Annotated in this window: 23 protein-coding genes; 13 read left to right on the top strand and 10 right to left on the bottom strand. The window is 69.9% G+C overall.

From position 1 onward, the window contains the following. Positions 1-94: 94 nt before the first annotated feature. The gene (locus ABT001_RS14930; RefSeq protein WP_351276783.1) at positions 95-1,012 is read right to left on the bottom strand and encodes an NmrA/HSCARG family protein; all 918 of its coding nucleotides are present in this window, start codon (positions 1,010-1,012) and stop codon (positions 95-97) included. Positions 1,013-1,113: 101 nt separating this feature from the next. Between ABT001_RS14930 and ABT001_RS14925 the strand changes: the two genes are divergently transcribed. The 12 genes from ABT001_RS14925 to ABT001_RS14870 all read left to right on the top strand — a co-directional run bounded on the left by ABT001_RS14925 (position 1,114) and on the right by ABT001_RS14870 (position 8,012). Next, entirely contained in the window at positions 1,114-1,707 is a 594-nt protein-coding gene (locus ABT001_RS14925; protein WP_351276780.1) for a TetR/AcrR family transcriptional regulator, read from the top strand. A 429-nt stretch (positions 1,708-2,136) separates the two neighbouring features. Continuing rightward, the gene (locus ABT001_RS14920) at positions 2,137-2,436 is read left to right on the top strand and encodes a gas vesicle protein GvpO (RefSeq protein WP_351276778.1); all 300 of its coding nucleotides are present in this window, start codon (positions 2,137-2,139) and stop codon (positions 2,434-2,436) included. Positions 2,437-2,493: 57 nt separating this feature from the next. Next, positions 2,494-2,946, top strand: coding sequence for a gas vesicle structural protein GvpA (locus tag ABT001_RS14915; RefSeq protein WP_351276775.1), 453 nt, complete (start codon positions 2,494-2,496; stop codon positions 2,944-2,946). Positions 2,947-2,949: 3 nt separating this feature from the next. After that, on the top strand, positions 2,950-3,663 hold the full coding sequence (locus ABT001_RS14910; RefSeq protein ID WP_351276772.1) for a GvpL/GvpF family gas vesicle protein: 714 nt from the start codon (positions 2,950-2,952) through the stop codon (positions 3,661-3,663). A 5-nt stretch (positions 3,664-3,668) separates the two neighbouring features. Continuing rightward, positions 3,669-3,926, top strand: a complete 258-nt coding sequence (locus tag ABT001_RS14905) for a gas vesicle protein GvpG (RefSeq protein WP_351276769.1) — start codon at positions 3,669-3,671, stop codon at positions 3,924-3,926. Positions 3,927-3,952: 26 nt separating this feature from the next. Next, positions 3,953-4,489 (top strand): hypothetical protein, encoded by a 537-nt coding sequence (locus ABT001_RS14900; RefSeq protein ID WP_351276766.1) that lies wholly within the window; start codon positions 3,953-3,955, stop codon positions 4,487-4,489. Further along, a complete protein-coding gene (locus tag ABT001_RS14895; protein WP_351276763.1) occupies positions 4,489-5,604 on the top strand; it encodes an SRPBCC family protein in 1,116 nt (371 codons plus the stop codon). Before ABT001_RS14900 ends, ABT001_RS14895 begins: the two co-directional genes overlap by 1 nt. Before the next feature lie 36 nt (positions 5,605-5,640). Next, positions 5,641-6,063, top strand: a complete 423-nt coding sequence (locus ABT001_RS14890; protein WP_351276760.1) for a gas vesicle protein — start codon at positions 5,641-5,643, stop codon at positions 6,061-6,063. Beyond that, positions 6,060-6,884 (top strand): GvpL/GvpF family gas vesicle protein, encoded by an 825-nt coding sequence (locus ABT001_RS14885; RefSeq protein WP_351276758.1) that lies wholly within the window; start codon positions 6,060-6,062, stop codon positions 6,882-6,884. Before ABT001_RS14890 ends, ABT001_RS14885 begins: the two co-directional genes overlap by 4 nt. Next, entirely contained in the window at positions 6,881-7,075 is a 195-nt protein-coding gene (locus ABT001_RS14880; RefSeq protein WP_351276755.1) for a gas vesicle protein, read from the top strand. Before ABT001_RS14885 ends, ABT001_RS14880 begins: the two co-directional genes overlap by 4 nt. A gap of 20 nt (positions 7,076-7,095) precedes the next feature. Continuing rightward, positions 7,096-7,509: a gas vesicle protein K gene (locus ABT001_RS14875; protein ID WP_351276752.1), complete on the top strand. Its 414-nt coding sequence runs from the start codon at positions 7,096-7,098 to the stop codon at positions 7,507-7,509. Positions 7,510-7,556: 47 nt separating this feature from the next. After that, positions 7,557-8,012, top strand: coding sequence for a hypothetical protein (locus tag ABT001_RS14870; RefSeq protein WP_351276749.1), 456 nt, complete (start codon positions 7,557-7,559; stop codon positions 8,010-8,012). 80 nt (positions 8,013-8,092) lie between these two features. On the opposite strand, the gene ABT001_RS14865 is transcribed toward ABT001_RS14870, so the two are convergent. The 8 genes from ABT001_RS14865 to ABT001_RS14830 form a co-directional block, all read right to left on the bottom strand. Then, positions 8,093-9,862 carry a TerD family protein gene (locus ABT001_RS14865; RefSeq protein WP_351276746.1) on the bottom strand — a complete coding sequence of 590 codons (1,770 nt, stop codon included), beginning with the start codon at positions 9,860-9,862 and terminating at the stop codon, positions 8,093-8,095. A gap of 241 nt (positions 9,863-10,103) precedes the next feature. Next, entirely contained in the window at positions 10,104-11,150 is a 1,047-nt protein-coding gene (locus ABT001_RS14860; protein ID WP_351276743.1) for a LacI family DNA-binding transcriptional regulator, read from the bottom strand. Positions 11,151-11,391: 241 nt separating this feature from the next. Further along, positions 11,392-12,849, bottom strand: coding sequence for a GH1 family beta-glucosidase (locus ABT001_RS14855; protein WP_351276740.1), 1,458 nt, complete (start codon positions 12,847-12,849; stop codon positions 11,392-11,394). 149 nt (positions 12,850-12,998) lie between these two features. Then, the gene (locus tag ABT001_RS14850; RefSeq protein ID WP_351276738.1) at positions 12,999-13,922 is read right to left on the bottom strand and encodes a carbohydrate ABC transporter permease; all 924 of its coding nucleotides are present in this window, start codon (positions 13,920-13,922) and stop codon (positions 12,999-13,001) included. A 15-nt stretch (positions 13,923-13,937) separates the two neighbouring features. After that, the gene (locus tag ABT001_RS14845) at positions 13,938-14,936 is read right to left on the bottom strand and encodes a carbohydrate ABC transporter permease (RefSeq protein ID WP_351276735.1); all 999 of its coding nucleotides are present in this window, start codon (positions 14,934-14,936) and stop codon (positions 13,938-13,940) included. A 161-nt stretch (positions 14,937-15,097) separates the two neighbouring features. Then, positions 15,098-16,420, bottom strand: a complete 1,323-nt coding sequence (locus ABT001_RS14840) for an ABC transporter substrate-binding protein (RefSeq protein WP_351276732.1) — start codon at positions 16,418-16,420, stop codon at positions 15,098-15,100. Between the two features lie 784 nt (positions 16,421-17,204). Continuing rightward, entirely contained in the window at positions 17,205-18,668 is a 1,464-nt protein-coding gene (locus tag ABT001_RS14835) for a sensor histidine kinase (RefSeq protein WP_351276729.1), read from the bottom strand. Then, the gene (locus ABT001_RS14830) at positions 18,665-19,369 is read right to left on the bottom strand and encodes a response regulator transcription factor (RefSeq protein WP_351276727.1); all 705 of its coding nucleotides are present in this window, start codon (positions 19,367-19,369) and stop codon (positions 18,665-18,667) included. Before ABT001_RS14830 ends, ABT001_RS14835 begins: the two co-directional genes overlap by 4 nt. Positions 19,370-19,445: 76 nt before the next feature. Here ABT001_RS14830 and ABT001_RS14825 point away from each other — a divergent pair, with 76 nt between their 5' ends. Next, the gene (locus tag ABT001_RS14825; protein ID WP_351276799.1) at positions 19,446-20,009 is read left to right on the top strand and encodes a hypothetical protein; all 564 of its coding nucleotides are present in this window, start codon (positions 19,446-19,448) and stop codon (positions 20,007-20,009) included. 3 nt (positions 20,010-20,012) lie between these two features. Here ABT001_RS14825 and ABT001_RS14820 read toward each other — a convergent pair whose 3' ends face one another. Next, positions 20,013-20,900, bottom strand: coding sequence for a spermidine synthase (locus tag ABT001_RS14820; RefSeq protein ID WP_351276724.1), 888 nt, complete (start codon positions 20,898-20,900; stop codon positions 20,013-20,015). Positions 20,901-20,930: the final 30 nt, after the last annotated feature.

The following is a 20,930-nucleotide window of genomic DNA, read 5'->3' as shown; positions in this document are numbered from 1 at the left end:
TCAAGGCGAGTTGGTCACGAGTTCTGTCCGCGATGCGCATACCACAACAACGACAACCGGAACGGGAAGCAACACCTTGATTCCCTGCAAGCCCTTAGAAGCCGGACACGGGTGTCAACTGCTCATCCGCCCACTCGGCGAACGTGGTGAGCGGGATGCCCAGCTCCTGTGCGAACGCGGGCCGGGCGGGCTGGAGGACCACGTTGTTCCACTCGTGTCCGGCTCCCCACTTCGGCATGCCGGCGCCGAGGGCCTCTTCCATGTTCATGGAGGGCGCGGTCACGGGCACGCCCCAGGCGGCGGACAAGGTCTGCGCGATCTGCTCCATCGTGCGCAGGTCGCCGGCCAGTTCCAGTTCCACCTGGTGGAACCGGTCGGGGTCCCGGAGGGCGTGTGCTGCGGCCATGCCGATGTCCTGCACAGCCACCAGGGCGAGTTCGGTGTCCGGCTTCAGTACCGTCAGCAGGCCGCCGCGGGGCCCCTTGGGCGCCAGCAGGGGCAGGTTCTCCATGAAGAAGGCAGGCTTGATCACCGTCCAGCGGGCGAACCCCGCACCACGCACCGCCTCCATGATCGCCTGCTTGGTGTGGAAGTAGTCCGCCATCGCCGCCCAGCGGCCCTCGGCCCAGCCAGCGGCCCGGCTGTGTTCACCGACTCCACTGGTCGAGGACTGTACGAACTGCCGTACCCCTGCGGTCATCGCCGCGTCCACCAGGTTGGTCGCCTGGGCGAGTTCGCTCGCGAAGTCCACGCTGGTCTCGGTCATCGGCGGCATCTGCACCGAGAACACCGCGCGGACCCCCTCGACCGCCGGGCCCAGGGAGGCCCGGTCGGAAAGGTCCGCCCGCACCAGTTCGGCGCCCAGCGCCTCGATCGCCTGGGCGGGTTCCGACGACGGATCGCGTACGAGCGCGCGTACGGGCACCTCGGCGGCCAGAAGTGCGCGAGCCGTGGCCCCACCTTGCTGGCCGGTGGCGCCGGTGACCAGGACGATATCGCTGCTGCTGGGCATGGTTGCCGCTCCTCACGGATCGGAGAGGCAAAACGGCGGGGCCCGCCGTTTTGCATGCCGCTAAGATATGGCGGGGCCCGCCGTTTAGCAATGAGGAGATCATGACCGGTCAGCGCTCGGACGCCCGACGCAACTATCAGCGCATCCTCGCCGTCGCCGAAGCCGAGGTCGCCGCGCACGGCGCCGAGGCATCCCAGGAGCAGATCGCCCGTACCGCAGGCGTCGGTTCGGCGACCGTGCGCCGGCACTTCCCCACCCGCCGCGCTCTCCTCGAAGCCGTCTTCCAGGAACGCATCGAGGGGCTGTGCGAGCGCGCCCACCGGCTGAGTGCGACCGAGGACGGCCGCACCGCACTCCTGGAGTGGCTCCACGCCTTCGTCCTCTACGCCGTCTCAGCCCGCGGATTCGCCCATATCCTCAGCTACGAGCCCCCCACCGAAGAGCCCTCCCCGAACAGCTGTGGCAGCCGAATCGAAGCGGCCGGAACTCCCCTGCTCCAGCGGGCCATTCGCGAAAAGGCGGTTGCACCGCACGTCACCTTCCACGACCTGCTGACCCTCTCCGTCGGCATCGCCCTGGCCACCGAGCACCACAAGGACCCCGATATCCAGGCCGGCCGCCTCTTCCGCCTCGCTGTGGAAGGGCTCAGCCCTGAGCAGAGCACAGCCGGGGCGCCCGGGAACTCCGACGTGTGACACGCGGGATGCCTCATCGGTGACAACCGAGCTGCCTCGGCCGGCCGTCGCCGCCGCCGACTTCGGCGTCCCCCGATCACGCTGTCGAAGTGGCTGCGCCCGCCCCGGCGAGTGGCGGTGCGGTGCGGTGCGTACGACGGTGGAGTCCACCGAGGCGTCCCGGTCAATCCGGCCCGCCGCGTCGGCTGCGACCCCGGGCCTCCTGCAGGAGGCGCTCCCAGGTGCCGTCCGCCCCTCCCGGCTGAATGATCAAGGCCCGGCCTGCGCTGACAGGTCGGGCCTTCTCCGTACCCGAGCGTCTCTCGGGAGGCGCGGCAAAAGCCCATGCATACGTCCGCATCTCATGGGCACGCGAACTGCATCCCCACACGAACAACTGGACCGAACGAACTGACAGGAAGCCACCATGACGCGCGGCAGGTGAAACAGATGGCGACGAGCGAGAACACCAGGAAAGATTCCGGAAGCGGCGGCCGGGTCGATGTCTCCACGGCAATGCGGAACGCATCCGAGCAGTTGGCCCGGCTCCTTCAGCGCTCACCCGATTCGGTGTCTTCGCTGAATGCGACGGAAGACGGCTGGACGGCACACGTGGAAGTCGTCGAGATCGAGAAGATCCCCGACACCATGAGTGTCATGGCCTCCTATCGCGTGAACCTCGACGGCCAGGGTCAACTCGTGGGGTACGAACGAATTCGACGCTACTCGCGCGGACAGGTCGACCGCTGATCGGACCGGCGAGCAGGCGTGACCGCAGAGAACAACTCATTGGAAGGAAGACCGACCATGAGTCTCGTGCAACAGAGCAATGCCACCAGCAACACCGGGGGCGGATCCGGAAATCTCTACGACGTCCTTGAGCTCATTCTCGACAGGGGGCTCGTCATCGATGCCTTCGTCCGTGTCTCGCTCGTCGGGATCGAGATCCTCAAGATCGATGTCCGTGTCGTCGTGGCCAGTGTGGACACGTATCTGCGCTTCGCCGAAGCGTGCAACCGGCTGGACCTGGAATCGGGCCGTAAGGCACCCACCCAGCTGACCGACATAGTCGGCGACACGATGGAGAGCGGCGCCAAGGGAAAGTCGAAGGGCGCGCTGACCGGCGCGGTCGAAGCCTTCACCGACTCCCTCCAGGGCGGCCGTGACGACTCCGACGACCAGGAGAAGGAGAAGCGGCCGGCGCGCAAGACCTCCGCTTCGAGCAGCAGCCGCCGGACGGCCCAGCGGCGGGAGGAGTAAGGCATGCCGACCTACATCTACGCCATCACCGCAGCCGACCACCCCCTGCGGCTCGACGGCCTGTCCGGTGTCGGGGAACCGGCCTCGGACCTGCGTACCGTCATGACGGACACCCTCGGCGCGGTCGTCAGTGACGCGCCGGACGGGCTGCGGGCGAAGCGACGTGACCTCGTCGCGCACCAGAGCGTGCTGGAGCGGCTGATGGCCGACGGCGCGGCGCTGCCGATGCGGTTCGGTCTCGTGGGGCCCGACGACGAACAGGTCCGCGCGGCGCTCGATCAGGGAAAGGACGGTTACACGGCCCGCCTTTCCGAATTGGACGGACGCCTCGAATACAACGTGAAGGTTGCGCGCGACGAGGAGAGCCTGCTGCGGGAAATTCTCATGGGGTCACCGGAGGCCAGGCAGCTCAGCGAGTACACACGGCAGAATCCGGGTGCACAGGACCGGAAGATGGCTCTCGGCGAACTCGTCTCGCATGAGGTCCAGGCACGACAGGAAGCCGTGGGAAGGGAAGTGGCGAGCGCACTCGCGTCCGCCGCGGAGCGGACTTCCGAAGGAGAGCCCACGAATACCCATTTCCTGAACGTTTCCTACCTCGTGCCACGGGACAAGGCCTCCGCATTCTCGCAGGCCGTCCATGAGGAAGCCGAGCGCCGGGGTGACGACTACGCGTTCTCCCTCAACGGACCGCTCCCGCCCTACAGCTTCGTCTGACGCACATGGGCCTGATCTCACAGCTGCTCACCCTTCCGCTGGCTCCGGTGCGCGGGACGGTATGGGTTCTCGATCAAGTGGTGCTGGCGGCCGAACGTGAGCATTACGACCCGGGACCCGTCCGTGACCGACTGGCGGAGCTGGAACGTGAACTTCTGAGCGGCAGCATCGACGAGGAAGAATTCGACCGACGTGAGGACGAACTACTGGACAGGCTCACCGAATGTGAGAACTACCGGAGACGTCTGAACGACAACTCCTGATCTCGGGAGATTGAGGTGTTCGACAGATGACGGGCAATGCAAAGATAGGCGTGGCCCTGGTGGGTGGCTACCTACTGGGACGTACGAAGAAGGCCAAGCTGGCGATCGGCTTCGGTATGTTCCTGGCCGGCAAGAAGCTGAGTCTGGACCCGAAGCAGCTCGGCAGGATGCTGACCGATTCGCCGCTCCTCGGCACGCTCAACGACCAGGTCCGCAACGAGTTGGTGGGCGCCACGAAGACGGCCGCCACCAACGCCCTCACGGACCGCGCGACCGGCCTCGCCGACTCCCTGCGCAAGCGCACCCTCGAACTCGACGATCCGTCCGGCGGACGGGCGGAGGAACCGCAGGACGAGGACACCGACGACGACACGGCGGACGGGGGCACTGCGGACGAGGACACCGACGAGAAGCCGGCCCCGCGCCGCACCACCGCCGCCAAGAAGGCGTCCAGGCCCGCAGGCGGCGCCAGGAAGAAGGCCGCTCCGGCCGCCCGCAAGGCCACCTCCGGAGCACGCAGGACGGCCTCGTCGGGTGCGCGTGGGGGACGGGGTGACAGCTGATGACCGACACCGCTTTCAGCAAGCTCAAGGACGACGTGGTGAAGAACCCCGCCACCGACCGTCTCAAGGAGGAGCTGCAGAACTATCTCCGGGCCCGGGCCCAGCACGCGGTCACCGACCTCGGCCACAAGCTCGGCGAAGGCGTCGGCAGACTCGCGGACGGCAAGGCCTCCCCCGGCGGCGCGGTGAGGAGCCTCGCCAAGGGTGGCGAGGCGCTCAGCGAGGGCAAGTCACCGGCACAGGCGGCGGTCGGCGCCGGTGCCGCGCATGTGAAGGACGCGCTCAAGGACAAGGTCAAGGGATTGTTCGGCAAGGGGCGCAAGGGCGGCGGAGGCAAGTCGAAGAGCGTCACCATCTCCGAGGACATCGACGTCGGTGTGCCCGTACGCGAGGCCTACGACCAGTGGACGCAGTTCCAGGAGTTCAGCACCTTCGCCAAGGGCGTCGTGAGTGTCGAGAAGGCCGACGACACCAGCAGCAACTGGAAGGTGAAGGTCGCCAAGTCCACGCGGAGTTGGAAGGCCAACGTCACCGAACAGGTGCCGGACGAACGGATCACCTGGACGACCGAAGGCGCCAAGGGGACGGTCAGGGGGGTGGTGACGTTCCACGCCCTCACCGACGACCTGACCCGGGTTCTGCTCGTCCTCGAGTACTTCCCCAAGGGGCTGTTCGAGAAGACCGGCAACATCTGGCGCGCCCAGGGCCGCAGGGCCCGCCTCGATCTGAAGCTGTACCGCAAGTTCCTCATGATGCGCGGCGAAGCGACCGACGGCTGGCGCGGTGAGATCCGCGACGGAGAGGTCGTGCTGGGGCACGACGAGGCCGTCGAGGAGGAGCACCGCTCCGAGGCGGAGGAGCCCGAGCGCGGTGACGCAGAGGCGGAGGCCGAGCACGCCGAGGACGAGGACGCGGAGTACGCCGACGAGGACGAGGAACTCCCGCCGGAAGAAGAGGGCGAGGAGGACGAGGGTGAGGAAGAAGCGGGCGAGGACGAGGACGAAGTACCCGAGGACGGCTACGAGGACGAGGAAGCGGAGGAGGAGCCGCTTGACGACGAGACCGAGGAGCCGGCCCCGCGCACCCGGCGCCGTACCGCCTCCGCACGCCGCTGACATGCTCCGCCCACAGCACGAGGGGACTGATCCGACGTGACCGACTCACTGGCCGGCCGGATGGGGGCCTCCTCCTCGGCAGCGTCCCCGTACGGCCAGCAGCAGTCCTCGGCGAATCTGGCCGACATCCTCGAACGCGTCCTGGACAAGGGTGTTGTCATCGCGGGTGACATCCAGATCAATCTGCTCGACATCGAACTCCTGACGATCAAGCTGCGGTTGCTGGTCGCCTCGGTCGACAAGGCCAAGGAGATGGGCATCGACTGGTGGGAGCACGATCCCTCGCTGTCGTCCCGGGCCCGTCCCGCCGAGCAGAAGCCGGAGGTGCGTGCCGCTTCGGCGGCGGACCAGGTCGAAACGGAGAACGCGCGGTTGCGCGCCGAGATAGCCGAGCTGCGCGCCGCTGCGGGGCTTCCGGCCGGGCAGACCGCGCACGCGGAAGGTGAGGAGCCGAAGTGACTGCGGAAGCGACCACAGCGACGGACCCGGCCATGGCGTACGTCTACGCCGTCTGCCGCGCCGGAACCCCCCTCGACACCGCGCTCACCGGGCAGCAGGGCCTGGAGGGGAACCCTCTGCGGGCGGTCCGGGCCGGGGACCTCGTGGCCCTGGTCTCGTCCGTCCCCTCCGCCCTGTACGGAGCCGAGGGGGTGCAGGCCCAGATGGAGGACCTCGACCGGCTGGAGGTGCTGGCCCGTACCCACCACACGGTCGTCGCGGCGGCGTACGGGCACGCGACCGTGCTGCCCCTGCGCCTGGCGACGGTCTACCTCGACGACGGTCGCGTACGCGCGATGCTCGGCGCACGCGAGCCGGAGTTCACCGCTCTGCTCGCCCGCCTCGAAGGCCACGTCGAGCTCGGCGTGAAGGTCTACGCCGACCCGCGCGAGGCCGTCACGGTGGGCAGCGGCGGGCCGGAGACGGACACGGTGGCGAGCCCGGGGCGGGCCTATCTGCAGCGGCGCCGTGCCCAGCAGCGGAATCACCGTCAGACCTACCGGGCGGCGGGCACGGTGGCCGCCGAGGTGACCGCCCGGGTGGCCGGCATCGCCAGGGCGCACGTCACGCACCGCCCGCAGCAGGGAGAACTGGCCCAGGCCGCCGGCGAGAACATCGTCAACGACGCCTATCTGGTCGACGGCGCACAGGCCGACGCCTTCCGCGCGGCGCTCACCGGGCTCGCCGACGACGTACCGGGCGTACGCGTGGAGATCACGGGCCCCTGGGCGCCCTACTCCTTCGCCACTCCGCCCGCGGCGGACGCCGGTGAGCCGCGATGACCGACGACGACTCCATAGAGTCCCTGGCCGGGCGCCAGGTGGCGCTCATCGACCTGCTGGACCGGCTGCTGAACGGCGGCGCGGTGCTCACGGGAGACCTGGTGCTCTCCGTCGCCGACGTCGACCTCGTGCACATCAACCTGCGAGCCGTGATCCGGTCGGTCACGTCGGAGGAACCGGCGCCGTGGTGACGACGAGCGAGGAGTTCCCCATGCCCGAGCAACCCCAGGAAACGGTGGCCCCGCCCACACGGGCGACGAGCCTCCAGGAGGTCGCGCAGGCCGCGGCCCACGCCTTCGACCTCGTGCCCGCCGGTCCCGACGGGCCCGGCTCACGCAGCGGTCCGGCGCAGCGTCTGGAGACCGACCCGGAGACCGTGGAACGCGATCTGATCAAGCTGGTGCTGACGATCGTCGAGCTGCTGCGCCAGCTCATGGAGCGCACCGCTCTGCACCGGGTCGACGTGGGCGATCTGCGTGAGGACCAGGAGGAGCGCATCGGGATGACGCTGATGATCCTCCAGGACCGGATGACGGAGCTCTGCGAGCGCTACGACCTCACCATGGAGGACCTCAACCTGGACCTCGGCCCGCTGGGTTCGCTGCTTCCCCGGGATTCCGGCTGACCTCCGTCAGCCCGTTTCGAGCCGCGTCGAGAGGTAACACGAACACCATGACTGCAGAGAGCGAAGAATCCAAGAAGAACATGAACGGTTCTGCGGCGAAGGCCGGTACGGGTGCCCGGACGGCCGCCGCCAAGGGGCGACAGACCACTGCGGCGGCCGGGCACCAGGCCAGGTCCGGCTCGGCGGTCGCAGCCTCGAAGGCCAAGTCATCGGCGCAGGACGCCGCCGAGTCGGCGGAATCCGGCGTACGGTCGGCGGGCCTGGCGACGAAACGGGCCGCTGCCGCAGGCTGGGACACGAGCCGGCAGACCGTCCTGGACACGGCGGGCAAGGTGACGTCGAAGGCGACCACCGCGTGGACCGTCGTCAAGCACCGCAAGGCCATAGCCGTGGGCGCCGCAGCGGGCCTCGGCGGTCTCGTGGGCGGCGCGTTCGCCCTCGGCCGCCAGACGGCCAGGGCCCACACCGGCCCGATCACCCGCCTCACCGGTGGCCGGATCTGACCGGACCACGGCACGCACCGACCCCCGGGAGGGCCGACAGAGCACGGTCGGCCCTCCCGCGCGTGCGAGGACGACCGGTGTCAGCCCCGACGGCAGCGGTCGCGAAGCTCGCCGATGACGGCCTTCTCGGGCGCGTTGACGTCACCGTCCACGGTGGCCACCCGCTCCGCCGCGTCGACGATGTCGCGCAGATCCCCCGGCTCGGCATCCAGACGTCGCCACACCTCGGCGGGGTCGATGTCGACCAGCTGTGCGAGCTGTTCGTCGACCACGTGATGCTGGTCCCGGACCAGCCTCACCAGGTGCCGGATCAAGAGCGCCTCGTCGTCCGCGATCTTCTTGTCGGCCATGATGACGAGCCATGCGACCCACAGCAGCAACTGCGGGTGCTGACTGCGCCCGCTCAGCCCCTCGGCGACTTCGATCACCCGCGCCTCGTTCCGGAAGACGGCTTGCGCGTGCCGCCCCGCGAGCAGCGTCGTGTAGCGGTTCAACACCACCGCGAGGGGAACGCCGACCATGGGGATGCCGATCTTGATGACGTTTCGCTGCAGGAGGTACTTCCCGACGACGGGCAGCCCCTTCGCGGCGCTCAGTACCCCTCCGGAGTAGAAACGCTTGATCACCGGCCGGATGATCGCCGGGACCGCCTTGGTCACGCCTTCCTTGACCATCTCCCCGCTCTTGATCGTGAAGGCCACGCGAATGAGCTTCCACATGTCGTCGGGGTCGGACAGATCGAGGGGGACCCGGTAGAGGACCGCCACGTCGTAGGCCAGGCGGAGTTGGAGCCGGGTGACGAACGCGACGTCGACCATCATGGTCGCGACGGCGGCCGGGACGGTGGCGGCCGAGGCGCCACCGAGGCTCCCGAGGGTGGCGATGACGGCCGCCGAGTAGGCCCCGGCGGAGAGCCCGCCTTCGAGCGCGGCGTACCGGGCCGCCATCTTGATGCGCTGAGCGACGACGGCATCCGCGGGTACGCCCGCGTACCGCTCCTGGAAGTACTGCCAGTCGACCTTGTCGGTGTAGGAGCTCAGGGCCTGGGCGCTCAGCTTGGTGAACCAGCCGCCCGACTTGATGTCGTCCGGGCTCAGCCCCTTGATGAACTCCCGCAGTTCGGCCCGCTCACGCTCGACGGCCTTCCGGTCGGCTTCGTCGTCGCCCTCGGCGTCAGCGGTGCCGAGTGGAGCTTCGGTCACGGGTTGCTCCGCCGGATCCTCCTGGCTCCTCGCTTCCCCCTCGCTCGCCGGGGACGTGGAATCGGGCTCAGGCGCCCGGGGTGAGGGCACCGCCGCCCAGGCGTCGTCATCGATGTCGACGCCGAAGTCGGTCGCCAGCCCGGCAAGCCCGGACGCGTACCCCTGCCCGACGGCACGGAACTTCCACCCGCCGGTGCGCCGGTAGAGCTCTCCGAAGATGAAGGCGCGCACGGCGCCCGCGTCGTCGACGGAGAACTGGACCAGACGGTCCCCGGAGCTGTCCGTAAGCGTCAGGTAGAGGTCGTTGAGATCCCCGAAATGGGATCCTCCGTAACGGCTCGCGGCCACCACGATCCGCTCGACCTCGGGCGGTACCGCGTCGAGATCGAAGCCGAGGCGATCCTCGTAGCCGTCGGCCGTGGGAGCCTTCCCGAGCAGTTGGACACTGCCGTTGCCGACGACCGGGTTGTTGTGGAAACAGAAGTCGGCGTCGCCGCGCACCTTGCCGTCGCCGTCGAGCAACCACAGGGAAACGTCCGCGTCCCCCTCGCCCGACGGACTGTTCCACCCCAGACTCATCGTCACGGAGCCGACCTCGTCGCTGAGCGCGGCCAGCCCGACGTTCGCGCCTCTGACCATCTTCTGCATGCGTGCCCCCCATGTGCGCTGCCGGACCGGAGCGCACGCGCGGCAGGTCGGTGCGTGACGTCGTGTGGTGCGTCACACATTCGCCGGACGCCGCGAATCCTATCGGCCGAGTGGATGCTTCATGGAGAAGTTGTGAAACACGCTCGGCCGGTACGGCTGCCCGCAATCACGGCCTTCGCCCTGCGGGACGGACACGGCTACAGCCCACCCGTGATACTCGCCCCATCCACGCCATCGCCGGTCAGGACGACTCCCGCACCACCAGCTCCGTGGGAAGCACGATCCTCGGGCGGCCCTCCGCGGTGTCCGCCGACGAGCGGCTCGCGATCTCCTGGAGCAGGACGCGGGTCATCGTGCGGCCCATCTCCTCGATCGGCTGGCGCACACTCGTCAGGGGCGGGTCCATGTGGCGGGCCACCGCGGAGTCGTCGAAGCCGATCAGGGCCACGTCGTCCGGGATGCGGCGGCCCGACTCGCGCAGGACCTGGCGGGCTCCCGCCGCCATCACGTCGGAGGCCGCGAAGACCGCGTCCACGTCGGGGCGGCGCTCCAGCAGCTCACGCATCGCCCGGGCTCCGCCCTCCTCGCTGAAGTCGGCCGGGGCGATGAGCCGTTCGTCCGGGTCGAGGCCGGCGTCGGCGAGGGCCTTGCGGTAGCCGTCCAGGCGGCGTTGTGCGCCGTAGACGTCCAGGCGGCCGGTGATCGTGGCGATGGAGCGGCGGCCCCGCGCGATGAAGTGGTCGACGGCCGCGCGGGCGCCCTCGAAGTTGTCGGAGTCGACGGAGGGCAGCGTCTCCGCCGCGTGCCTGCGACCGCTGATCACGGAGGGCATGCCGAGCTGTTCGAGGAGGTCCGGCAGTGGGTCGTCGGCGTGGACGGAGACCAGGAGCACCCCGTCGACCCGGTGCGCGGTGAGGTACTGGGCCAGCCGACGGCGCTCGCGGTCGTTGCCCGCGAGGGTCAGGAGCAGCTGCATCTCGGTGTCGGCGAGGGCGGCCCCGACGCCGCGCACGATGTCGGAGAAGTACGGCTCGGCGAAGAACCGGGTCTCGGACTCGGGGACGACGAGGGCGATGGCGTCCGTGCGGTTGCCCGCGAGGGCGCGGGCCGCGCGGTTGGGGACGTAACCGAGCTCGGCGACGGCCGCTTCGACGGCCTCCCGGGTCTGTACGCTGACCCGCGGCGAGCCGTTGATGACGCGTGAGGCCGTGCCCCGCCCCACTCCGGCCCGGGCCGCTACCTCTTCGAGCGTGGGCCGCCCGCCACTCCGTACTCGCGCTGCCGCCATGGCTGCCTCCCGTTCGCGGTCAATTTCTCACAGCGGGTTGGCCAAACCAAGTCCCACCGTCCGATCCCCTGACGCCCGGCCGGACCCCTCGGTCCTTCGAAGCGCTTTACCCTTGGGAGCGCTCCCAAGGGTACGGGGTCCGGATGACGAACACGTAAGGCGGGCCTGAGGCGGGCATGAGAAAGCGGGACCCGGCGGTGTGCCGGGCCCCGCTGTTCCCGCTGGTCGTGCGCGGTCTCGGTCAGACGGTGCCGACCGGGGGCAGCGCGTGGCGGCGGATCACGTCGGAGTACCAGTGGGCACTCGCCTTGGGGATGCGGCGCTGCGAGGCGTAGTCGACGTACACCGCGCCGAAGCGCTTCGAGTAGCCGTACGCCCACTCGAAGTTGTCCATCAGCGACCAGAGGAAGTAGCCGCGGACATCGGCGCCGTCGGCGACGGCCCGCTGGACGGCGTCGAGATGACCGTGCAGGTACGCGACCCGCTCGGGGTCCTGGACCTTGCCCTCGGGAGAGACGTAGTCGTCGAACGCGGCGCCGTTCTCGGTGACCATCAGCGGGAGACCGGGGTGGTCCCTGGTGACGTCCATGAGCAGGTTGTAGAGCCCGTCGGGGTCGATGGACCAGTCCATCGCGGTGCGCTCCTTCCCCTCGGCGAGGTGGAACGCGACGTGCTCGGAACCGGGCCAGGGCGAGTGCTGACTGGCGCCGTGGGCGTCGCTGCGCGCGTAACTGGCGCCTTCCACCGGCGTGGAGACCAGGGTCGGCGTGTAGTAGTTGATGCCGAGGGCGTCCACGGGACGGGAGATGGTGGCGAGGTCGCCGTCCTTGACCAGCTTCGACCAGTCCACCAGGTGCGAGGTGTCGGTGATGAGGTCCTCGGGGTACTCGCCGCGCAGCATCGGGCCGGTGAAGATCCGGTTGCCGACCGCGTCGATGCGGCGGGCGGCGTCCGCGTCGGCCTCGCTGCCGGTGAGCGGGCGGACCTGGTGGAGGTTGAGGGTGACCGAGGTCTGCGCAGCAGCGGGGAGTTGGGCGCGCAGAACCTCGATCGCCCGGCCATGGGCGAGGTTGAGGTGGTGGGCCGCCTGCAGGGCGGCTGCGGGCTCGGTGCGGCCGGGGGCGTGCACGCCCGAGCCGTAACCGAGGTAGGCCGAGCACCACGGCTCGTTGAGGGTGGTCCACATGCCGACGCGGTCACCGAGGGCGCCGGAGACGATCGCGGCGTAGTCGGCGAACCGGTCGGCGGTCACGCGCTCGGGCCAGCCGCCGGCGTCCTCGAGCTCCTGCGGCAGGTCCCAGTGGTAGAGGGTGGCGACGGGCATGATGCCCGCGTCCAGCAGCTCGTCGACGAGCTTGCGGTAGAAGTCCAGGCCGCGTTCGACGGCCGGACCACGGCCGGTGGGCTGGACCCGGGACCAGGAGACGGAGAAGCGGTAGGCCTTGAGCCCGAGCTGCTTCATGAGCGCGACGTCGTCACGGTAGCGGTGGTAGTGGTCGGCGGCGATGTCGCCGGTGTCGCCGTTGCGGACCTTGCCGGGCGTACGGCTGAAGGTGTCCCAGATGGACGGCGTGCGGCCGTCCTCGGCTGCGGCGCCCTCGACCTGGTAGGAGGCGGTCGCCGCACCCCAGATGAAGCCCGTGGGGAACTGTGCCTCGGGTGCCTGCTTCGGGGTGGTGTCGGGTCGTACGGCAGTCATGCGGGAGCGCTCCCATGAGTGGAGGGACAGGGACGGGAAGTGCGAGGGCCCGGCCCCGTACGGCCTGGTCAGGTACAGGTCGTACGGTACGGCCGGGCCGGACCGGGTACGTAACAGCGGACCGGGTTCGGACCGGGCCGGAGGCCGGGTCAGCCCTTGACGGCGCCGGACATGATTCCCCCGACGATCTGCTTGCCGAAGATCACGAAGACGACGAGCAGCGGCAGGGTACTGATCAGCGCGCCCGCCATCACGATGCTCTGGTCGGGCACGTAGGACGCGCTCAGCAGGCCGAGTGCCACCTGGAGCGTGGGGGTTTCCTGGTTCAGTGCGAGGTACGGCCAGAAGAAGTCGTTCCAGGCCTGGACGAAGGTGAGCATGCCGAGCACCATCATCGCCGGACGGGCGACCGGAAGCACGATGCTCCACACGATGCGCAGGTTGTTCGCCCCGTCCATCCTGCCCGCCTCGATGAGCTCGTACGGCAGTGCCTCGATGAGGTACTGACGCATGAAGAACACACCGAAGGCACTCACCAGGGTCGGGAAGATCACCGACTCCAGCTGACCGCCCCAGCCGATGTCCGACATCATCATGAACAGCGGCACGACGCTGAGCTGCGGGGGGATCGTCAGCGTGGCGATGACCATCGTCATCAGGACGCCGCGGCCCTTGAAGCGCATCTTGGCGAAGGCGTATCCGGCCAGCGTGCAGAAGAACAGGGTCGCCAGGGTGATGCTGGAGGACACGATCACCGTGTTGACGATGGCCTTGCCGAGGTTGGCCTGTTCCCAGGCCGCCTCGAGGTTGTGGAGCAGGTTGCCGCCCGGGAGGAGCGGCGGCGTGGTGTCCAGGATCTCGTCCTGGGTCCGGGACGCGGCCACGAGCGTCCAGTACAGGGGGAACAGCGAGCCGAAGCCGACGACGGCGAGGGCGAAGTAGGCGAAGGGGCCCGCGTGGTGCTGGCGGCCGGCGCCGGGCTTGAAGCGGCGGCGGCGCGGGCTCTCGCCGCCGGCGGGGGCCTTGGAGACGCGGCGGTGGTCCGGCGCGGTCATGGGGCTGGTGGTGGTCATGTGTATCGCTCCCCGTCAGGCCGCGGTCTTGCGCACGTAGCGCCCGATGAGCCAGTTGATCGCGGCAATGAGCAGCAGCAGGACGAGCATGGCCCAGGCGACCGCGGCGGCCTTACCGAGGTGTCCGAGGTTCCAGCCGTAGTTGTAGAGGTAGATGCTGAGCGTCTCGTACTGGTTCTCGGTGCCGCCCGTCGCGCCGTTGGTGCCGCCCTCCAGCAGGAGGGGCTCTCCGAACAGCTGCATCGAGCCGATGGTCGAGATGACGATCGTGAAGAGGATCGTCGGTCGCAGCGCCGGGATCGTCACGTTGCGGAACTGCTGCCAGCGCGAGGCGCCGTCGAGCGAGGCGGCTTCGTACAGATCGGACGGGACGGCCTGCATGGCGGCGAGGTAGATCAGCGTGTTGTAGCCCGTCCAGCGCCAGATCACGATGACGGCGATGGCGATGTTGGACGTCCAGTGACCGTTGACCCAGTTCGTCTCGCCGGCGCCGAAGAAGCCGAGGACCCAGTTCAGGAGACCGCCGTCCGCCCGGAACACCAGGGCGAAGACGATGGCCGCGGAGGCCACCGAGGTGGCGTACGGGGTGAGGATCACCGTGCGCCAGAAGGTGCTGGCGCGCAGTTTGTAGTTCAGCAGGTGGGCCAGGCCCAGCGCCATCATCAGCTGCGGCACCGTCGAGATGACGCCGATGACGAAGGTGTTGGTGACGGAGGTCCAGAACTCGGAGTCCTGGAGGATGGTGCTGAAGTTCTCCCAGCCGACCCATTCCATCTGGTCGAGGCTGGTCATCTCCACCTTGTGCAGGGCGATCCAGCCGGTGTAGATCAGCGGATACAGCCCGAAGGCGGCGAAGACGAGGAAGAACGGGGCGATGTAGGCGTACGGCGACGCCTTGTCGTCGAAGCGCCAGAGCCGGCTGCGCCACGCCTGGCGGCCGGGGGTCATGGGCTTCGGAGCGCGTCCGCCGCCCTGGGGGCCGCGCGCGCTCCGGGTGGGGGTCGTGGTTGCCACGGGTGGGAGTCCTTCCCTGGGTGTGCCGACACCGCAGGGGCAGGCCGGACCTGTGTCAGGTCGGATGCGGGTGTCGGAAGGTGCGCGGTGCCGGCGGGTGGACCGGCACCGGCGCGGGCGGCAGGACGCGTGGACGTCCCGCCGCCCGCACCGGCGGAGGATCAGCCGACCACCTTGTCGATGGCGTCGATGGCGGCGTCCCAGGCGGCGTCCGGCTTGGTGCCCCGCTGCTCCATGTTGTTGATCTGCTTGGAGAAGGTGTCCTTGATGTTGCCGTCCTTCGGGCCGAGAACGGCGGCAGGGATGATGTTGGCCGATGCGGCGTAGATCTCACCGATCGGGGCGTTGTTGAAGTACTCCAGCTCGGCGGTCTTCACGTCGGGGAGGTCGTAGGCACCCTTGTTCGACGGGAAGAGGCCCGCGGCCTTGAACACGGCGGCCTGCTGCTCCGGCGCGGTCAGCCACTTGACGAGCTCACCCGCCTCCTTGACGTGCTTGCCCTTGGCGGGCACGGAGAGGAAGGAGCCACCCCAGTTGGCCGCGGTGTCGCCCGGGGCACGGCTGATGTCCCACTTGCCCTTGAACTCGTCACCGGAGTACTCGGCGATCTGCGCGGCCATCCATGCGGGACAGGCGATGGTCGCCATGGTGCCCTGGCGGAGAGCGGCCTTCCACGGGTCCTGGAACTGGGCCAGGCCCTGGGTCAGCTTCTTGTCGACCGCCTCGGAGGCGAGCTTCCAGCCCTCCTTGACGCCGGCGCTCTCCTTGTAGATCGGGTCGCCGTTCTTGGCGTAGTACTGCTCCGAGTTGGAGCTGACCACTCCGTTGTACATCGCGCTGGCGGAGTCCATGAAGAAGGTGCCCTTGGGTGCCTTCTTCTTGTACTCCTCACCGAGCTTGAGGTAGTCCCCCCAGCCGCCCGCGAACTTCGCGGCGACTTCCTCGCGGTCGGTGGGCAGTCCGGCCTGCTCGAACAGGTCGCGGCGGTAGCAGATGGACATCGGGCCGATGTCGGTCCCCGCGCCGATGACCTTGCCGTCGTCGGTGGTCGCCTGCAGCGCCTTCCAGTTCACCCACTGGTCGGTGTCGACCACCTTGGAGAGGTCGGCGAAGGCGTCCGCCTTGGTGTCGACGAGCTCCTTGGCCCGGCCGACCTCGATGCCGTGCACGTCGGCCAGACCGCTGCCCGTGTTGAGCTGCTGGAGGAACTTGGTGTAGTAGACCGGCTCTTCGGCCGCGGTGTTCGCCTTGACCGTGATGTTCGGGTGCAGCTCGTGATACTTCTCGAAGAGCCCGGCTTCCTTGTAGCCGAACTGCCCGAAGTCGGCCACGGTCAGGGTGATGTTCCCGTTCGCGTCGGCCCCTTCGGAATCCGAGTCGGAATCGCCGCAGCCGGTCAGCAGCAGGGCGGCGGCCGTGAGGCCCGTGGTAGCCATGACGGCGGTTCTGCGGCTTCGACCTGCGACGGTGCGGGTGATGCGCATTCCACTACTCCTTGTTCCAGGGTGGGACTGGCGTTCATCTGCTCGGCATACGCGCTGGTGGGTGCGGGTGCCAGGGGTACGGAGAGGGCATGGGCCGTGCCGTCCCCGCACGAGCGAAAAACCTCGTTCGATATGGGAGCGCTCCCATGCGCTGATGCCGGAAGATTGCTGCCTCAGGGGGGTGGGTGTCAAGAGTTGAAGACGCTTCCGTTGCCCGAGTGTGTCCTGCAAGTCACGGGAACGTGTCCGACCGAGGGCTTGCGTTTACCTTCACACCCTGCATGCGCCGAGCGCGCGATCCTCAATTGCCGCAGGTCAAAGGGGTGTTGGGCCACGATCCGGGTCTCCTGTCGCCGAGCGGACCGGCGCGGGGCGCGGTTTTCCGAGCCACGCCCGAAAGGCCGCCGACAGCGCCCGCCGGCCGGAGGCGCCCGCCGGAAGATGAACGGGGCAGGGGCGTCACGGGGCACACAGAGGGGTCATGGGGTGTTTCCGTGTTCTTTCCCCGAACTCCACAGTGGGACAGGAGGGTTCCGCTTCCTTCCGTACGGGTGGGACGAGGGCGGACACAACGGAACCCTCGACGGGAACGGAGGGGTGAGGCGGTGCGGCGCGCCCCGGCCGGGTGTGGGGGGAGTGGGGGGCCGGCCGGGGCGCGCGGGTCGAGGACGGTCCGAGGGGGTGACTGCATCCTGCACGCTAGCCGTCGCGAACCGGGCACATGCCGCCGATCGGACTCCCGGTGCCGTTCTTAGGGTTCGCTTAAGGAGGAGATGGGCGCCGGTTAAAGGTCGGCGCCGGACCCCGGGCCATGACGGAACTCAGCGTTCCGTCCCTTCACTCCGCGTGGCCCCCGCCGCCCTCCGCGCCGCCCCACCCGGTGCCCCCGGCGCGCACGCTCGGCAGGGCCGCCGTCGAGCCCGATCCAGATGCGTACCTCCGCACCCCCGAGCACCGAGCGGCCGATCCGCAGGTCGCCGCCGGTGGATTCCGCGACCCTGCGGACGATGTCGAGGCCGAGGCCGGTCGATCCGACGGCGCCCCGCGCCCCGCTCCTCCCGCTGGCGCCCCGGGCCAGGGCGGATTCCGGATCGGGTATGCCGGGTCCGGCGTCCGAGACCAGCACGAGCACCGCGTCACCACTGTGGTGCACGTCGACGGCGAAGGCGGTGCCTTCCGGGGTGTGCCGGAAGACGTTGCCGAGCAACGCGTCGAGCGCCGCCGCCAGTTCGGGCCGGGCCACCGGAATCCGTACGGTGCGGTCCACGCCCGCGAGGCGCACCGTGCGCCCCTCGTCCTCGGCCAGCGCCGACCAGAACCCCATGCGTTCCCTGATGACCTCGGAGGCGTCGCATCCGGCTCCCGCGCCCTGCTGCCCGCCCTGGGTCTGCGGGCGCTGCTCCCGCGCCGTACGGATGATCGTGTCGACCTCGTGCTCCAGTTGCTCGACGGCGGCCCTGGTCTGCTCGGCGGCGGGTCCCTCCCCCAGCGAGGCGGCGTTGAGGCGGAGGACGGTCAGCGGGGTGCGGAGCCGGTGCGAGAGGTCGGCGGCCAGTTCGCGCTCGTTGGCCAGGAGCTGGACCACCTGGTCCGCCATCGAGTTGAACGCGACCGCGGCGGAGCGGAGTTCGGTCGGGCCCTCCTCGGGCACCCGGGTCCCCAGCCGGCCCTCTCCCAGGTCCTGGGCGGCGCCCGCGAGCCGCTGGGCAGGTTCCACCATCCGTACGCCGAGCCGGTCGGCCACGGCCACCGAGCCGACGATCAGCGCGACACCGACACCGGCGAGCACCAGCCAGGCCGTGCCGACGCCGTGGGAGACCTCGTCCTCGGGCACGAACACCTCGACGACCGCGATGCCACCGGAGCCGAGCGCGGTGGGCTGGAGCAGCGCGGAGCCGCCGGGCACCTCGGCGATGGCGGCACGGCCGGACGTGCCGACGGTCTCCAGGTCCTCGCGGGTGGCGCGCCGGGTGCCGATCTCCAGGGGGTCGCCGCCCTGTTCGGCTGCGGGGACGTGGACCGCGAGGTGTCCCCGGCCGCCGGGCTCGGTGGACAGGACGGCCCGGGTCAGCTCTTCGCGGTCGGTGGTGATGGTGAGGGTGGGGCCGATGGTGGCGGCCTGCCGCTCGGCGTCGGAGAAGGCGCGGTCACGGGCCATCTCCTTGATGACGAGTCCGAGCGGCACGGCGAACGCGATCACGACCATGGCGGTGACGGCCAGGCAGACCTTGACCAGCGCCCATCTCATGCGGACGGCCCCGTGGCCGGGGGTTCGAGCTTGACGCCGACGCCGCGCAGGGTGTGCAGATAGCGCGGGCGTGCAGCCGTCTCCCCCAGCTTGCGGCGGAGCCAGGAGAGATGGACGTCGATGGTCTGGTCGTCTCCGTAGGACTGCTTCCAGACCTCGGCCAGCAGCTCGCGGCGCGGCACGACGACGCCGGGGCGCCCGGCGAGGAAGGCCAGCAGATCGAATTCACGGCGGGTCAGGTCCAGTGCGGTGCCGTCCAGTTCGGCCTGGCGGCGCAGCGGGTCGACGGAGAGTCCGCCGACCTGGATGACGCGTGGCGGCGGGGCCTCGGCGCCGGGCCCCCGGGTGCGGCGCAGGACGGCCGCCATGCGGGCGGAGAGGTGCTCCACCGAGAAGGGCTTGGTCAGATAGTCGTCGGCGCCGTCGTTGAGCAGCCTGACTATCTCGGCCTCGTCGTCCCGCGCGGTCGCGATGATCACGGGCACGTCGGTGATGGAACGCAGCATCTTCAGGGCCTCGGCACCGTCGAGGTCGGGCAGCCCCAGGTCGAGGATGACGACGTCGAAGCGGAAGTGCGCGACCTCGCGCAGCGCTTCGAGCGCGGTGCCGACGCTCCGTACGGTGTGCGAGGCCTCTGTCAGGTGCCGGATGAGGGCGGAACGTACGAACTGGTCGTCCTCGACCACGAGCACACTAGGCATGCGCCGCACCGTAACCCATACGGGGGAACAGGGTGCCGTCCAGGACGGCTTCCTCGCGGGTGGCAGGATGTGCCCGATGCAACGAGGACTCGTACACGCGATCGCGTGGTCGCTCGCCACCGGTGCGGCGGTCACGCTGTCCTGGTGGGGGGTCCACACGGTCATGTCGGGTACGGCGTACGACCCTCCGCGTGCCGTGCCGATCTCGGTGGAGGCGCGGGGCGGACAGGAGACGGGCCGGCCGGTGTCGTCCTCCACGCACCGCGCGCTGCCCTCGCCCTCGCCGAGCGCCACGACCTCCCGTGCCACGCCCCCGCCCGCACCGTCCTCCCGTCCCTCGCGGAAGCCGTCCTCCCGTCCGCCGGCCGCGCGCCCCGACCCGGGTCCGGCGACGTCCTCGGCCGCGCCGGCCGCGGGCACGGTGCGGAGTTACCCGACGCGCGGGGGCAGGGTCGTCCTGGAGCTGGCGGACGATTCGGCGAAGCTGGTCTCGGCGACACCGGAGACGGGCTGGTCGATGCAGGTGTGGACGAATCCGGCGTGGATCCGGGTGGACTTCAGCGACGGGGCGGGCGCGACGGTCTCCGTCTTCTGCACCTGGAACGGCCATCCGCCGATCGTGGAGACGGTGGAGCAGTAGCGCTCACGAGAACGCGTCGGGCGGCGGGGCCGGGGACGGCTTGGCTCCCGCGTCGGTGACGACGGCGGCGCCACCCGTGAAGTCGGTCAGCGCGCGGCCGTGTTCGACCCGGCCGGGGTGCGGGTCGCTCGCGACCCGCCGGGACAGTTCGGCGACGGCGATCGGCAGGTCGCAGGCGACCAGGACGGCGTTGCCGAAGAGGCGGCCTCGCCAGACGGCCGGATCGGCGGCCAGGGCCAGCTCGGGGAAGAGTGACGCGGCCGTGGCGATCTGGCCGCGCAGGTGTGCGAGGGGCGGGCCGTCGGCGAGGTTGGCGGCGTACTGGCCGCCGGGTCTCAGCACGCGGCGTACGTCGGTGAGGAATTCGGCGGAGGTGAGGTGCGCGGGGGTGCGGGCCCCGCCGAAGACATCGGCGATGACGAGGTCCGCCCAGCCGTCCTGGATCTTCTCCAGCCCGGCGCGGGCGTCCACCGAACGGACGCGTATGCGGGCCTGCGGGTCCAACGGCAGCTCCCGCCGCACCAGTTGCACCAGGGGTGCGTCGATCTCCACGATCTGCTGGGTGGAGCGGGGGCGGCTCGCGGCGATGTACCGGGCGAGGGTGAAGGCCCCGCCACCCAGGTGGACGGCCTGGAGGGGCCGTCCCGGCGGCGCGCACAGATCGATGACGTGGCCGAGCCTGCGCTGGTACGCGAAGGAGAGGTGCGCGGGGTCGTCCAGGTCCACGTGGGACTGCGGGGCGCCGTCCAGCAGCAGGGTCCGGGCGCGTGGGCGTTCACGGTCGGGCACGAGCTCGGCGAGGCCCCCGTCGACCGTCGCGGAGACGGACTCCTGCCGACGCTCGGACCGCTTGCGGTCGCCGGCGCCTCGGGCCGCTCCTCGACGTGCCACGCGCGCCCGTCCTCACTCACCGGTCAGGCC

Source organism: Streptomyces sp. NPDC002793 (genome assembly GCF_040295485.1).
Lineage (GTDB): Bacteria > Actinomycetota > Actinomycetes > Streptomycetales > Streptomycetaceae > Streptomyces.
The sequence above is the reverse complement of the archived record's forward strand: the minus strand, read 5'-3'. Positions and strand labels throughout refer to the sequence as shown.

What these genes read in the sequence shown, in the direction of transcription:
- ABT001_RS14930 (WP_351276783.1), bottom strand. Translation starts at nt 1,012, where the DNA reads ATGCCCAGCAGCAGCGATATCGTCCTGGTCACCGGCGCCACCGGCCAG.
- ABT001_RS14925 (WP_351276780.1), top strand. Translation starts at nt 1,114, where the DNA reads ATGACCGGTCAGCGCTCGGACGCCCGACGCAACTATCAGCGCATCCTC.
- ABT001_RS14920 (WP_351276778.1), top strand. Translation starts at nt 2,137, where the DNA reads ATGGCGACGAGCGAGAACACCAGGAAAGATTCCGGAAGCGGCGGCCGG.
- ABT001_RS14915 (WP_351276775.1), top strand. Translation starts at nt 2,494, where the DNA reads ATGAGTCTCGTGCAACAGAGCAATGCCACCAGCAACACCGGGGGCGGA.
- ABT001_RS14910 (WP_351276772.1), top strand. Translation starts at nt 2,950, where the DNA reads ATGCCGACCTACATCTACGCCATCACCGCAGCCGACCACCCCCTGCGG.
- ABT001_RS14905 (WP_351276769.1), top strand. Translation starts at nt 3,669, where the DNA reads ATGGGCCTGATCTCACAGCTGCTCACCCTTCCGCTGGCTCCGGTGCGC.
- ABT001_RS14900 (WP_351276766.1), top strand. Translation starts at nt 3,953, where the DNA reads ATGACGGGCAATGCAAAGATAGGCGTGGCCCTGGTGGGTGGCTACCTA.
- ABT001_RS14895 (WP_351276763.1), top strand. Translation starts at nt 4,489, where the DNA reads ATGACCGACACCGCTTTCAGCAAGCTCAAGGACGACGTGGTGAAGAAC.
- ABT001_RS14880 (WP_351276755.1), top strand. Translation starts at nt 6,881, where the DNA reads ATGACCGACGACGACTCCATAGAGTCCCTGGCCGGGCGCCAGGTGGCG.
- ABT001_RS14875 (WP_351276752.1), top strand. Translation starts at nt 7,096, where the DNA reads ATGCCCGAGCAACCCCAGGAAACGGTGGCCCCGCCCACACGGGCGACG.
- ABT001_RS14870 (WP_351276749.1), top strand. Translation starts at nt 7,557, where the DNA reads ATGACTGCAGAGAGCGAAGAATCCAAGAAGAACATGAACGGTTCTGCG.
- ABT001_RS14865 (WP_351276746.1), bottom strand. Translation starts at nt 9,862, where the DNA reads ATGCAGAAGATGGTCAGAGGCGCGAACGTCGGGCTGGCCGCGCTCAGC.
- ABT001_RS14860 (WP_351276743.1), bottom strand. Translation starts at nt 11,150, where the DNA reads ATGGCGGCAGCGCGAGTACGGAGTGGCGGGCGGCCCACGCTCGAAGAG.
- ABT001_RS14855 (WP_351276740.1), bottom strand. Translation starts at nt 12,849, where the DNA reads ATGACTGCCGTACGACCCGACACCACCCCGAAGCAGGCACCCGAGGCA.
- ABT001_RS14850 (WP_351276738.1), bottom strand. Translation starts at nt 13,922, where the DNA reads ATGACCACCACCAGCCCCATGACCGCGCCGGACCACCGCCGCGTCTCC.
- ABT001_RS14840 (WP_351276732.1), bottom strand. Translation starts at nt 16,420, where the DNA reads ATGCGCATCACCCGCACCGTCGCAGGTCGAAGCCGCAGAACCGCCGTC.
- ABT001_RS14835 (WP_351276729.1), bottom strand. Translation starts at nt 18,668, where the DNA reads ATGAGATGGGCGCTGGTCAAGGTCTGCCTGGCCGTCACCGCCATGGTC.
- ABT001_RS14830 (WP_351276727.1), bottom strand. Translation starts at nt 19,369, where the DNA reads ATGCCTAGTGTGCTCGTGGTCGAGGACGACCAGTTCGTACGTTCCGCC.
- ABT001_RS14825 (WP_351276799.1), top strand. Translation starts at nt 19,446, where the DNA reads ATGCAACGAGGACTCGTACACGCGATCGCGTGGTCGCTCGCCACCGGT.